Origin of the sequence: Capnocytophaga sp. ARDL2, assembly GCF_041530365.1 — a bacterium.
GTDB lineage: Bacteria > Bacteroidota > Bacteroidia > Flavobacteriales > Flavobacteriaceae > Flavobacterium.
In genome coordinates this window covers 1,123,636-1,136,090 of sequence record NZ_CP168034.1, presented here as the reverse complement: position 1 = coordinate 1,136,090, position 12,455 = coordinate 1,123,636, and the positions used below count along the sequence as shown (strand labels likewise).

Annotated in this window: 12 protein-coding genes and 1 pseudogene; 7 read left to right on the top strand and 6 right to left on the bottom strand. The window is 34.3% G+C overall.

Annotated elements, in window-relative coordinates; all coding sequences use genetic code 11:
* Nucleotides 1-5 precede the first annotated feature (5 nt).
* The 6 genes and pseudogenes from AB4865_RS05640 to AB4865_RS05615 all read right to left on the bottom strand — a co-directional run bounded on the left by AB4865_RS05640 (nucleotide 6) and on the right by AB4865_RS05615 (nucleotide 6,749).
* On the bottom strand, nucleotides 6-197 hold the full coding sequence (locus AB4865_RS05640) for a CcoQ/FixQ family Cbb3-type cytochrome c oxidase assembly chaperone (RefSeq protein WP_372474751.1): 192 nt from the start codon (nucleotides 195-197) through the stop codon (nucleotides 6-8).
* Between the two features lies 1 nt (nucleotide 198).
* Nucleotides 199-2,386 (bottom strand): annotated as a pseudogene (gene ccoN / locus AB4865_RS05635) (cytochrome-c oxidase, cbb3-type subunit I).
* Nucleotides 2,387-2,388: 2 nt separating this feature from the next.
* Nucleotides 2,389-2,571, bottom strand: coding sequence for a cbb3-type cytochrome oxidase assembly protein CcoS (ccoS, locus tag AB4865_RS05630; RefSeq protein WP_372474750.1), 183 nt, complete (start codon nucleotides 2,569-2,571; stop codon nucleotides 2,389-2,391).
* 130 nt (nucleotides 2,572-2,701) lie between these two features.
* Nucleotides 2,702-3,523 carry a TlpA family protein disulfide reductase gene (locus AB4865_RS05625; RefSeq protein WP_372474749.1) on the bottom strand — a complete coding sequence of 274 codons (822 nt, stop codon included), beginning with the start codon at nucleotides 3,521-3,523 and terminating at the stop codon, nucleotides 2,702-2,704.
* 75 nt (nucleotides 3,524-3,598) lie between these two features.
* Entirely contained in the window at nucleotides 3,599-4,234 is a 636-nt protein-coding gene (locus AB4865_RS05620) for a bacteriocin fulvocin C-related protein (protein WP_372474748.1), read from the bottom strand.
* 142 nt (nucleotides 4,235-4,376) lie between these two features.
* Nucleotides 4,377-6,749, bottom strand: a complete 2,373-nt coding sequence (locus AB4865_RS05615; RefSeq protein ID WP_372474747.1) for a heavy metal translocating P-type ATPase — start codon at nucleotides 6,747-6,749, stop codon at nucleotides 4,377-4,379.
* A gap of 101 nt (nucleotides 6,750-6,850) precedes the next feature.
* Here AB4865_RS05615 and AB4865_RS05610 point away from each other — a divergent pair, with 101 nt between their 5' ends.
* From AB4865_RS05610 to AB4865_RS05580, 7 genes are all read left to right on the top strand, one after another.
* Nucleotides 6,851-7,540 carry a Crp/Fnr family transcriptional regulator gene (locus tag AB4865_RS05610; protein ID WP_372474745.1) on the top strand — a complete coding sequence of 230 codons (690 nt, stop codon included), beginning with the start codon at nucleotides 6,851-6,853 and terminating at the stop codon, nucleotides 7,538-7,540.
* Nucleotides 7,541-7,678: 138 nt separating this feature from the next.
* A complete protein-coding gene (gene yaaA / locus AB4865_RS05605; protein WP_372474744.1) occupies nucleotides 7,679-8,437 on the top strand; it encodes a peroxide stress protein YaaA in 759 nt (252 codons plus the stop codon).
* Between the two features lie 35 nt (nucleotides 8,438-8,472).
* Nucleotides 8,473-9,282 carry an ABC transporter substrate-binding protein gene (locus AB4865_RS05600; RefSeq protein WP_372474743.1) on the top strand — a complete coding sequence of 270 codons (810 nt, stop codon included), beginning with the start codon at nucleotides 8,473-8,475 and terminating at the stop codon, nucleotides 9,280-9,282.
* A 91-nt stretch (nucleotides 9,283-9,373) separates the two neighbouring features.
* Nucleotides 9,374-9,868: a dihydrofolate reductase gene (locus AB4865_RS05595; RefSeq protein ID WP_372474742.1), complete on the top strand. Its 495-nt coding sequence runs from the start codon at nucleotides 9,374-9,376 to the stop codon at nucleotides 9,866-9,868.
* Entirely contained in the window at nucleotides 9,865-10,632 is a 768-nt protein-coding gene (locus AB4865_RS05590) for a hypothetical protein (RefSeq protein WP_372474741.1), read from the top strand. Before AB4865_RS05595 ends, AB4865_RS05590 begins: the two co-directional genes overlap by 4 nt.
* Nucleotides 10,633-10,735: 103 nt before the next feature.
* Nucleotides 10,736-11,350, top strand: coding sequence for a deoxynucleoside kinase (locus AB4865_RS05585; RefSeq protein ID WP_372474740.1), 615 nt, complete (start codon nucleotides 10,736-10,738; stop codon nucleotides 11,348-11,350).
* Between the two features lie 34 nt (nucleotides 11,351-11,384).
* Nucleotides 11,385-12,455 carry an acyloxyacyl hydrolase gene (locus AB4865_RS05580; RefSeq protein ID WP_372474739.1) on the top strand — a complete coding sequence of 357 codons (1,071 nt, stop codon included), beginning with the start codon at nucleotides 11,385-11,387 and terminating at the stop codon, nucleotides 12,453-12,455.

Genomic DNA, 12,455 nt, shown 5'->3' with positions numbered 1-12,455 from the left:
ATATATTATGCGTTTAATTCAGTTTCGTTTTCTTTTTCTAATGGAATGTTGCTCAATTCATCTATCGTTTGTTTTTTATAAGTCATTACCCAAATGGTAAGTCCTACGAAAAACAAGAAAAAGATCAAGAGAGCAATTACTGGGAAAATTTCTATCCCAGCAATTGTTTCCATATTGTGTTTTATAAACTTGAGCATATTACTTTACCTCTGTTTTTACTTTAATATCTGTACCTAATCTTTGTAAATAAGCAATCAAAGCTGTAATTTCTCTATCACTCATCGGAACAAATTCTTTTCCTTGAGCCGCTGCTGCTTTTTTAGAACCTTCGTAAGATCTTACAAAGTCAGGATCGTTTTTCAAGTTTTCCTCAATTTGTTTTGCTTGAGTAGCAATACTTACACCTGCGTTAGCAATATCTTCGTCTGTATAAGGTACCCCCAATTTTACCAACACAGCCATTTTATCTTGAATATCTGAGAAATCCATCGCTTTATTGTCAAACAACCATTGGTATGCTGGCATAATAGATCCTGGTGATGTTGATTGAGGGTCTAACATGTGGTTGTAATGCCAGTTGTCTGAATATTTTCCTCCCAATCTATGCAAATCTGGACCTGTACGCTTAGAACCCCATAAGAATGGACGGTCGTAAACAAACTCTCCTGATTTTGAATATTCTCCATATCTTTCTACCTCTGAACGGAATGGACGAATCATTTGTGAGTGACATCCCACACATCCCTCTCTGATGTAGATATCTCTACCTGCCAATTCAAGTGGTGTATATGGTTTTACACTTTCGATTGTTGGTATATTTGATTCTACTACCAATGTAGGCACAATCTGAATAACCCCACCAATCAAAATCGTAATGGTAGCCAATACTGTCATTTGGATTGGTCTTCTTTCTAACCAGTGGTGGAATCCTTCTCCTTTCAAACGATGAGAAGCTATTGGTGCTAATGCTGGGGCTTCTGCATACTCGTCCTCTACTGATTGACCTGCTTTTACTGTTTTGATTACATTGTACACTAAAACAATCATTCCGATTACATACAAAGTACCTCCGATTGCACGCAACCAATACATAGGCATAATCGCAGTTACTGTATCCAAGAAGTTACCATAACGCAATGTTCCATCTGGGTTGAACTCTTTCCACATCAAGTGTTGGTTTACTCCCGCTACATACAATGGAATAGCATACAAAATAATACCTAATGTACCAATCCAGAAATGGAAGTTTGCCAATTTTACAGAAAACAATTCTGTTTTAGTCAATCTTGGTACTAACCAATATACCAAAGCAAAGGTCATAAATCCGTTCCAACCAAGTGCTCCAACGTGTACGTGAGCTACGATCCAGTCAGTATAGTGAGCAATTGCATTTACATTTTTCAATGATAACATTGGACCTTCGAATGTAGCCATACCATAACAAGTAATTGCTACTACGAAGAATTTCAAAATAGGGTCAATTCTTACTTTGTCCCAAGCACCTCTCAATGTCAACAAACCGTTGATCATACCTCCCCAAGACGGAGCTACCAACATTACAGAGAATACTACCCCTAAGTTTTGAGCCCAATCTGGCAATGATGTATATAATAAGTGGTGATGGACCAGCCCAAATATATAAGAAAATCAACGACCAAAAGTGAATGATAGACAATCTATATGAGTAAACCGGTCTGTTGGCGATTTTTGGCAAGTAGTAGTACATCAATCCCAAGAACGGCGTAGTCAAGAAGAATGCCACCGCATTGTGTCCGTACCACCATTGTACCAAGGCATCTTGTACCCCTGCGTACGCAGAATATGATTTCAAGAAGGTAACTGGTAATGCCAATGAGTTGAAAATATGCAATACCGCTACTGTAACGAAAGTAGCCAAGTAGAACCAAATTGCAACATAAATGTGGCGTACTCTACGGTTTAGTATTGTCATAATCATATTCAAACCAAATACCACCCACACTACGGCAATGGCAATATCGATTGGCCATTCGAGTTCGGCATATTCTTTAGAAGTTGTATAACCCAAAGGAAGCGTAACCGCTGCGGCAACGATGATCAATTGCCATCCCCAGAAGTTAATGTTTGACAAAAGGTCGCTGTACATTCTCGTTTTAAGTAAGCGTTGCAAAGAGTAATATACCCCCGCAAAAATTGCATTACCCACAAACGCAAAAATCACAGCATTGGTGTGCAACGGACGTAATCTTCCGAAGCTCAACCATGAGATTCCATCTGTCATATTTGGAAAAATAAATAGCAAAGCCAGTAGCAAACCTACTACCATACCCACTACCCCAAAGAGGATAGATGCATAGAGGAATTTCTTTACTATTTTGTTGTCATAGTGAAATTGTTGTAATTCCATAGCTAATTAATTGAATTGGATTGTTTATTATTAGAGTTAGTTTTAATTTCATCTTCAAACAATATGCGAACCGACGGCGTATAATCGTCATCAAACTGACCATTTTTTACCGCTTTGATAAATAGTATTAAAAATACTACTGCTACCACGATACTTATTGTTATTAGGATATAAATGACACTCATTTCTGAAATTTTGACCAAAAGTACTTCTATACGCTATCTTAAAATATGACAATTGTCAGTTAAATGTTATTTAGAAATGTTCTAATAAAAAAACTCCACTTTATTGTGGAGTCTTTTGTATGTATTTTTACTATTCTAAAAATTTCTCTATCAAATCATCTAAGCGATTAAACTTGAGATGGTCTTCATAACTCGGAAAGCCATTATAAACAATTTTATTGTTTTTCACAATGAGAACCGTAGGAACAGCAACAACATCTATCTTCTTCGCCTCTTCTTTATTTTCAACCATTAAGTTATTGAAATGATAACCTTTATTAGTTACATATTTCAACACCTTTTCCTTTGTATCACCTTTTTGTTGGATATTTACAGCATAAAATTCTATTTTATCATTATCTGCATATTTATTGCTCATATCACTAAAGAAAGGAAATTTTTGAATACAAATACCACAACTCGTATTCCAAAAATCCAACACATAAATTTTATCTTCCTCAAATTGATAAGGTTGCCCATCTATATTCGAAAAAGGGATTATCAAGTCTTTTTGAAAATCAGATTCATAATGAAAATATGCTTCAACATTTTCTACTATGTATTTTATTCCAAAATAATTAGTCATAGGAATAGCTAAAATAATCAATATCCTTAGCAACCCATTCTTTTTATAATAAAATATATGAGCTAAATAAATAGTAATTGGAGTAAAAATGATTAACCAATAAATTACAAAGGCAAAATCTATAAAAAAACTAAATATCAACAAAAATATTGAATATGAAAAATATTTAAAATACTTATTGAGTTTCCAATCCTTTTTCAACCAAATCAAAGAATAAAAAAGAACAACCAATTGAAATACTGGAATATAAAATAAAAATGTTGTGTCGATGATTCCAACTCCCAATTGTAAACAAATTAATATTAAAAGGTATAAAATGTATTTCATCTATATAAGATATTATTTTTCATTAAAATATACAAGGTTATGAGAACATCCTACAACCTTTGTATAATCATCTATTTATCTACACACAGCCGTACAATGTTCTAATAATAGAAAACCACAGCCTTTCTTACCATCATCTCTACATTCAATACCTCTACATTCGAATGCACCACATGCAAACATTCCTCCCCATTTACAATTACAAATTGGTTTTCTAGTTCCTCCTTGATGAAAAGAATCATCTAAAAATTTAAAAATATTATACTCATGGGTATCATTAACAAATTCAAAAGTACAAAAAGTAATGCCTATGAACTCCTCATCCCAATTATAATCTTTTTTCCCTTTTTCTATTAATTGGAATAAGAACACTATTTCATTATTTTCTAAACCTGTTTTAAAATCTTTCTGTTTTAAAAACTTATCAAAATCTTGAAAAATTTCTTTTTGTTCAGGATACATTACAAGCAACTTGTTTGATTTTTCTAACCAAAGTTGTTTTTGGTTTTCTGGAGTAAGAGAGCGAAATATTGCTCTTTGTTCTTCCCCCTTGTAACTCGCAATTTCATCAAGTGAAATTCCTTTAAATTTGCTTTTATTTTCTTTTACCCAACTATTAATTACTGGGTCTTCACTGTAATTTTTATTATCATCATTTTTACAAGCTGAAAATAATACTACTAACATTAAAAGTAAAATGTTAATTTTCATGTTTTGTATTTTTTATAATTTATGCCTACTATCGTTTTTAAAGTATCTGTTCGACTTATTTTCCCTGATTGTTTTGCAAAACAGGGCAAAAGTAAATTTTATTTTTATTGCTTCCAAATAAAAAAACACTTTTATTCCAAACTTACACCTTCCTCCCATAAATCCACGAACTAAACGATACAAAACCAATTACAGTGGCTGTGCTCAACGGCATAATAATAGCAGCTACCAACGGCGACAAATAACCCGATAAGGCAAAGCTAATCCCAACGATATTGTACATAATCGCTAAGACATAACTGCGACCGATGATTTTCATCGCATTCTTAGAATAATCGAGGAAATTTGGTAGTTTTCCAAATACCGTTGCGTCTAAAATTGCATCGCTTGCAGGGGTAAATACATTGATGTTTTCAGAAATAGAAATCCCAACATTGCTCTGTGCCAATGCTCCTGCATCGTTGAGTCCGTCGCCAATCATACACACATTTTTCCCTTGTACTTGTAGATTTTTTACATATTCCAATTTGTCCATTGGTTTTTGGTCAAAATTGCAATGACTGATTTCTGGATATTCTCTTTGCAAATACGCCAATTCTCCTGCATTGTCGCCCGACAATAAATGCAATTCATATCCTTTTACTTTCAATTCGTTTAGCATAGATTTCAATCCTGTACGGTATTGACTTTCAAAGGTAAATTCGCCTATAAATTGTCCGTCAATCACTATACAAACCGTCGAAGTATTCAATTGCTGTTGATTGTCTTTTTTCAACCATTTTACAGAGCCAATTTCATATAATTTTTCTCCAACTTTGGCACGAATCCCCTTTCCTGGCAATTCTTCAAAAATAGTCAATTCTTGAATGACCGATTCAGGCAAATGATTGTACAACCTACGACTCAGAGGATGATTCGAGGCTCTCACTACACTTTTCAAATCAGCTTGTTGTGCAGTAGTCAATGCCTTTCCTTTGTAGTGGATTTGTTCTTTTTGAGTGGTAGTCAGTGTACCTGTTTTGTCGAAAACAAGCGTATTTACTTTAGACAATTGCTCAATAACCACAGTATTTTTTAAATACATTTTTTTTCGACCCATGATGCGAATCACATTTCCCCAAGTATAAGGAGCTGTCAAAGCAATGGCACACGGACAAGCCACAATCAACACTGCCGTAAATACATTAAACGCATCTACCCATGTTCCCATTACTGTCCAACAAATCAATCCTAATAGGGCAATTACCAACAATATAGGAGTGAAAATTTTACTTGCTCGATCGGTAATGTGTAAATATTGTTGCTGGGTTTTCTTCTGAAAAATATCATTCGACCACAATTCGGTCAAATAACTCTGAGAAACGCTCTTTTTGGCAACAATTTCAATAGCAGTTCCCACTTGTTTTCCTCCTGCAAATATTTTTTCACCTGCCTTTTTTTCTACGGGTACGGCTTCACCTGTTACAAAACTGTAATCGATATAGGCTTTTTCCGAAATCAAAACCGCATCTACCGGAATCAACTCTTCGTTTCTGATGAGTAATCGATCCCCTTCCTTTACATCATACACTTGTACAGGAATTTCCTTTTCGTTTTCCAATTTCACCACTGCCAAAGGAAAATACGATTTATAGTCTCGCTCAAACGACAAGAAATTGTATGTGGTTTGTTGAATCAATTTCCCCGAAAGCATAAAAAACACCAATCCACACATACTGTCGAGAAATCCTGCACCATCGAGGATAAAAATATCTACCAAACTGCGAACAAACATTACCAAAATTCCCAATGCCATAGGAATATCAATATTCAACTCTTTGCGTTTGATGCTGTGATATGCCGAAATAAAATAAGGAGAAGCGGAATAAAAAAATACAGGGGTTGCTAAAATTACATTCAAATAGCGGAAAAAATTTCGGTATTTGTCCATCCAAAAATCTTCCACGCCAAAATATTCAGGAAAGGAAAGTAACATAATATTCCCAAAACCAAAAAAAGCAACTCCGATTTTGTAAATCAAACTACGGTCGATCCATTGAACTTTTTTCTCTGATTTATCTAAACTGATGTATGGTTCGTATCCCAATTTACAAAGAAGTAAAACAATTTCTTTTAGTGAAATTTTATCAGGATTGAAGTGGATTGTTACCGTTTTTTTGGAAAATTCTACTTGTGAAAAACCAATATTTGCATTCAATTTGTGTAAGTGTTCCAACACCCAAATACATGAACTACAATGAATTTGAGGAATGTACAAATGCACAATACAAACCTCTCCTTCCTTAAAGTCAATAATCTGATTTACAATATCTTCATTATCTAAATATTGAAACTTTTCCAATTGTGTTTGAGGTTTTAGACCTGGATTTTTTTCAAACGAATAATAATCCGTCATATCGTTTTCAGAGAGAATATCGTACACGATTTCGCAACCAAAACAGCAAAATACTTTATCATCTTTTACGATTCTTTCTTTCTCTACAACCTCATTTCCACAATGATAGCAAGTTTCCATACGCTTTAAAAATCAAATTATGCAAAATTCCAAATGTTAGACAGCTAAAAAAATGACATTTATCATATATTTACTATCTTTGCACAAACATAGAATTTTTCATGAATACAAACAAATGTGAACATTGCTTAATTCGAGAATTGAGTAGTTTGAGAGCTCTTACCAGAGAAGATTTACTACAATTATCGAAATGCAAAGAATCTTATTTAGTCAGAAAAGGAGAAACCATTTTCGAGGAAGGTCATGCACTAAAAGGAATTTATTGCATCAAAAACGGCGTTTGTAAATTGGTGAAAATGAATGCACAGGGGAAAAATGTGATTTTAAAACTGACCAAAGGAGGAGATTTGTTAGGACAAAATGCAATTTTCTCCAACGAAAACTCGCATTTGAGTGCTATTGCCATTGAGGATATGAGCGTTTGTTTTATTCCGAAAACCGATTTGTTGAAATTTTTTGAAAGCAATCCTCGATTTTCGATGGAAATGACCAAAGAATTGTGTAATCAATTGAAAAGTGCCGAAGATTTTGCCATTAGTCATACCCATAAAACAGTAAAAGAACGCTTGGCAAACACACTACTCGAAATGAAAAACATCAAAGGTTACGACCGAGAAGGTTTTATTTCATTACAATTGTCACGCGACGATATTGCCAGTTATGTAGGCACCGCTACCGAAAGTTGTATCCGATTGCTATCTGAACTAAAAAAAGAAGGTGTAATCGAACTCTCTGGAAAAAAAATCAAAATTATCGACGAGAAAAAATTGATTCAAATAGCGGAGGAGTAACCAATGTGTTAATTTTAAATTTGAAGATTTCTAAATTTAAAAACTTGAAAATATGATAATTTGATGATTAAACATTTTTCTAATTTATCACTACTCACTTATAATTTCTAATCTCTAATTCCTAAATCTCTAAAACTAATGAAAATCATCACATCACCAGCAAAATTGATGTCTATAGACAAAAAATCGGACCATTATAAGCCGACGCAACCAAAGTTCATCAAAGAAGCTACATTAATACAATCCTATCTAAAAGAAAAATCACCAGCATTTCTCAGCGAATTGATGGAGATTTCGGATAAATTGGCAAACGAAAATTGGCAACGAAACCAACAGTGGAAAGCCAAACCAAAAGAAGACGAATCAAACCAAGCGTTATTTTCGTTTACAGGAGAAGTATATCGCGGATTGGACGCACATACACTTTCTACCGACGCCTTGGATTATTTGCAAGAAAATTATCGTATGTTATCAGGTTTGTATGGATTACTAAAACCATCTGATATCATTATGCCTTATCGTTTAGAAATGGGAAGAAATTTTGCATTTGAAACCTACAAAAATCTTTATGAATTTTGGCAAGAAAAACTTTCTACTCAAATCAACAAAGAAACCAAAAAAGGCGAATTGTTGCTCAATTTGGCAAGTACAGAATATTTCAAAGCCACATATAAAAAGAAATTACACGCACATGTGATAGATTTTGATTTTCAAGAAATCAAATCAGGCAAACCCAAAACCATTGTAGTCTATACCAAACACGCCAGAGGATTGATGGTACGCTATTGTGCCGAAACCAATGCTCAAACCCTCGATGATGTAAAAGCCTTTCATTACGAAGGATATTTCATAGACGAAGATCGCTCTACAGACAAGAAATTGGTGTTTGTGAGGTAGAAAACAACATTCTTTACTTAAAAAGTAATAAAATCATGAACCTAATACTCGACAGCAACGGTACTTTTCATAATTTTTCAGAAGTACCCAAACGTATCGTATCGTTAGTACCTTCACTTACAGAAACCTTGTACGACTTGGGATTAGAAGAACATATTATTGGGATAACCGAGCATTGCAAACACCCTTATCATCTACTTTCAACCAAAGTGGTAGTGGGAAGTACCAAAGGATTTAACAGCGAAAAAATAAAAGCACTCAAACCCGATTTGATTTTGGCAAATGCGTTAGAAAACAATGTAGAAGAACTCAAGCAATTGGTGGGAATTTGCCCTGTATTTATCACAAATATTCTTACAGTAGAAAATGTTTTATCAACATTGGATGCTTTTGGTGAAATCTTCAAGAAGAAAACCGATGCAAAAAAATGGAAAGACAAAATCCAATTTGCTTTAGACGATTTCAAACATTTTGTAGCTGATATTCCTGTGCAAAAAGTTGCTTATTTATTGTGGCGAGAACCCTATATAGCAGCTGGAAAAAACAGTTTTATCAACGATATGTTGCAACTCAACAAATTTCAAAACATCTACGACAATCATAGCGAGGCTTATCCCGAAGTAGAAATCCGAAAAATGCGTATTCAAGGCGATCCAGAGATTGTATTTTTAGCCAAAGAACCTTGTGATTTTCAAGAAGAACACGCCTTTGAAATCGGTAGAGTCACCCACCACGCCAAAACCGTTTTTGTAGAAAACGAATTCTTTTCATGGTACGGAACTCGATTGTTCAAGGCTTTTCAATATTTCAAAGCTCTACACAACCGATTGAAAGAAGATAAATAACATTCAATAAAAAATGAGATTGTCAGCAATATGACAATCTTTTTGTGTATTTTTTTTAGTACATTTACAAGGAAATATAAAAAAACAACAAATGCAAGTAGCATTAATAGCAGCGGTAGCAAAAAACCATGTAATTGGAAAAGACAACGATTTGCTTTGGCATTTACCCGAAGATTTTAAATTTTTCAAACAAACTACAACAGGGCATCATATCATTATGGGACGAAAAACTTTTGAGAGTTTTCCTAAACTATTGCCCAATCGTACGCATGTGGTGATCAGTCGTGATAAAAATTATCAAGTTTCAGAGGGTGTCGTTTTGGTGCATTCGATAGATGAAGCCTTGGAGTATTGCAAAGAACAAAATTTAGAAAAAGTATTCGTCATAGGCGGAGCAGAAATTTATCGCTTGGTATTTCCTTTTGCCGATACATTGTATATTACTTGGGTAAACACCTCGTTGGATGGCGATGCCTTTTTTCCACAATTTGACGAAAATGACTATCACAAAACCCATTTAACAAAAAAAGAAACAGACGATAAACACAAGTATTCGTTTGAAATTATAGAATACACAAAAAAATGAGAGGATTGTTAGCCTTTTTATTGATCAATTTTTCGCTATTTGCTCAAGAAAAAATCTTGTCGTTGCCCAATGATGCACTCGATCTAAAACACGATTATTTCGATACGCAATACATCATTTATTACAACAAAGTAGAAGCCGTAAAATCCGAACATTTTTATTATCAATACGCCAATCCTTTTTTAGGAAAATTGGAAACGATAGATTTGAAAAACAATTTGGATATCTTGTTGTTTTACAAAGAGTTTTCAACTGTAGTGATTTTAGACAATCGTATGACAGAAAAATATTCTATAGATTTCGAGCGACTATTTCCAGAGATAAAACCTATATTTGTCGGTGTCAATCGCTTGAAAGACTTTTGGATAGTTGATGAAATTTCAGGGCAATTGTTTTTATACACAACCACCAATCAAGAGATGAAAAAATTGTACAGCGGTATAGATGTGCTAAACAGTAAATTTTACAACGACGCTTCAAACTTTTACATTCAAAATAGCAACGATATCACCGAAATAGACCTTTATGGAAGAATTGTAACAATAGAAATAACACAAGATTTTGAAGAAATTTTGTGTTTTGACCATAATTGGGTAATAGGAAAAGTAAAGGGTAAAATCATCGCTTGGAATATCGAACAAGATAAAAAATTGATTATTACCGATTTTGATAGTACGATGAATCGTTTTTCTATTTTCAATAATCAATTGAGCATTGTAAAAGGTAAAGAAGTTTTGATTTTTAAGTTGAGTTATGGCATCTAAATTCAATCTACATTTCCTCTACTCCATTTCTATTTCTCCTAAAAAATACCTAACTTTACCAACTGAAAAATATCTTTTTATTTGACAAAAAAACTATTGGATAATGCAAATTGCAATCGCTGGAAATATTGGTGCTGGTAAAACTACTCTAACAGGCTTACTAGCAAAACATTATAAATGGGAAGCTCACTACGAAGATGTGGTGGACAACCCCTACCTCGATGATTTTTATCATTCGATGGATCGTTGGTCTTTCAATCTACAAATTTATTTCCTAAACAGTCGCTTTCGCCAAATCCTCGATATGAAAAACAGCGGAAAAACGACGATTCAAGACCGTACGATTTATGAAGACGCCTATATTTTTGCAGCCAACCTTCACAGTATGGGATTAATGACCAATAGAGATTATCAAAATTATAGACAACTTTTCGACCTAATGGAAGGTTTTGTAGGTGCTCCCGACTTGTTGATTTATCTAAAAAGTTCCGTTCCCAATCTCGTAGGTCAAATCCAAAAAAGAGGCAGAGAATACGAAAACAATATTTCGATAGACTACCTTAACAAACTCAACGAACGCTATGATGAATGGATTCGTACGTATGACAAAGGTAAACTACTCATTATCAATGTAGACAAAATAGATTTTGTTGAAAATCCCGAAGATTTAGGTGAAATTATCAACCGTATTGATGCCGAAATCAATGGTTTGTTTTAAAATTATAACTTATATATACCACAAAAAATCCATAATGTACTCATGGCTTTTTTTGTTGGTATCTACCTTGTGTTGGTCGCAAAATCAGTGGTCTGCAAGTACCCATTTTCTACACGGAACCGTCTTACCTCACAGCGAAAACATCCAACATCTGATTGCCAATCCTTCCAATGGTTTTTTACTTTCGATTGACCAACATCAACTCCAAAAAAACTCTTGGAATCAGCGATACAATCAACCTGAATTGGGACTTTCTATCCATGGTCAATTCAATAAAAACGAAATTTTGGGCAACACCTTAGGCTTGTATGCTCACTATTCGTTTTATCTTTACAAAAGAGACCTTCAACTAAAAGTAGCTCAAGGCATTTCGTATGCAACACACCCTTTTGATGCGTTTACAAATTACCGAAATACTGCCTACGGTAGTCATTGGATGCCTTCTACTTTTTTTATGCTCAACTACCAAAAACGCAAACTCATCTACAATTGGGGTCTGCAAGCGGGATTGCTTTTTATCCATCATTCCAATGGTTCTATCAAGGCTCCTAACACAGGAACGAATACTTTTTCGTTTTCCACTGGAATCAATTATACATTTAATAGCCAACATACTATATCAGACAGCGATTTTTCTCATCGTCATCCATCGATTCAATTTATCGGGAATTTCAGAACCGGAATCAACGAAAGCCATATAGTGGGCATGGGACAAAAACCGTTTTTTCATCTGAGTTTATTGGGTGCAAAAAAATGGGACGATTATGGAAGTTGGCAATTGGGAACCGAGTTTTTTTGGTCATATTCTTTAAAAGAATTGACAAAATTTTTAGCTGTAAGTTTTCCCAAATCCAAAGTACAACCCAATGACGATTGGAAGCGAATGGGCGTTTTCATCGGCTATGAATGGTACCTCAACCGCCTTTCTGTCGAAGGACAAATAGGCTACTATGTCTATAATCCCTATCGCGAAGGTGCCAAAGCCTACCAACGATTGGGATTGAAATATTATTTTACGCAACGATTACAAGGATTGTTTTCGCTAAAAACTCACACAGCCAATGCTGAAGCCTTGGAATTTGGCGTGGGATACAAACTCTTTTGA

Bases quoted from the DNA above. Each gene is read 5' to 3' on its own strand.
- AB4865_RS05585 (WP_372474740.1), top strand. From the start codon at position 10,736: ATGCAAATTGCAATCGCTGGAAATATTGGTGCTGGTAAAACTACTCTA.
- AB4865_RS05600 (WP_372474743.1), top strand. From the start codon at position 8,473: ATGAACCTAATACTCGACAGCAACGGTACTTTTCATAATTTTTCAGAA.
- AB4865_RS05615 (WP_372474747.1), bottom strand. From the start codon at position 6,749: ATGGAAACTTGCTATCATTGTGGAAATGAGGTTGTAGAGAAAGAAAGA.
- AB4865_RS05590 (WP_372474741.1), top strand. From the start codon at position 9,865: ATGAGAGGATTGTTAGCCTTTTTATTGATCAATTTTTCGCTATTTGCT.
- AB4865_RS05580 (WP_372474739.1), top strand. From the start codon at position 11,385: ATGTACTCATGGCTTTTTTTGTTGGTATCTACCTTGTGTTGGTCGCAA.
- AB4865_RS05625 (WP_372474749.1), bottom strand. From the start codon at position 3,523: ATGAAATACATTTTATACCTTTTAATATTAATTTGTTTACAATTGGGA.
- AB4865_RS05595 (WP_372474742.1), top strand. From the start codon at position 9,374: ATGCAAGTAGCATTAATAGCAGCGGTAGCAAAAAACCATGTAATTGGA.
- yaaA (WP_372474744.1), top strand. From the start codon at position 7,679: ATGAAAATCATCACATCACCAGCAAAATTGATGTCTATAGACAAAAAA.
- ccoS (WP_372474750.1), bottom strand. From the start codon at position 2,571: ATGAGTGTCATTTATATCCTAATAACAATAAGTATCGTGGTAGCAGTA.
- AB4865_RS05640 (WP_372474751.1), bottom strand. From the start codon at position 197: ATGCTCAAGTTTATAAAACACAATATGGAAACAATTGCTGGGATAGAA.
- AB4865_RS05620 (WP_372474748.1), bottom strand. From the start codon at position 4,234: ATGAAAATTAACATTTTACTTTTAATGTTAGTAGTATTATTTTCAGCT.
- AB4865_RS05610 (WP_372474745.1), top strand. From the start codon at position 6,851: ATGAATACAAACAAATGTGAACATTGCTTAATTCGAGAATTGAGTAGT.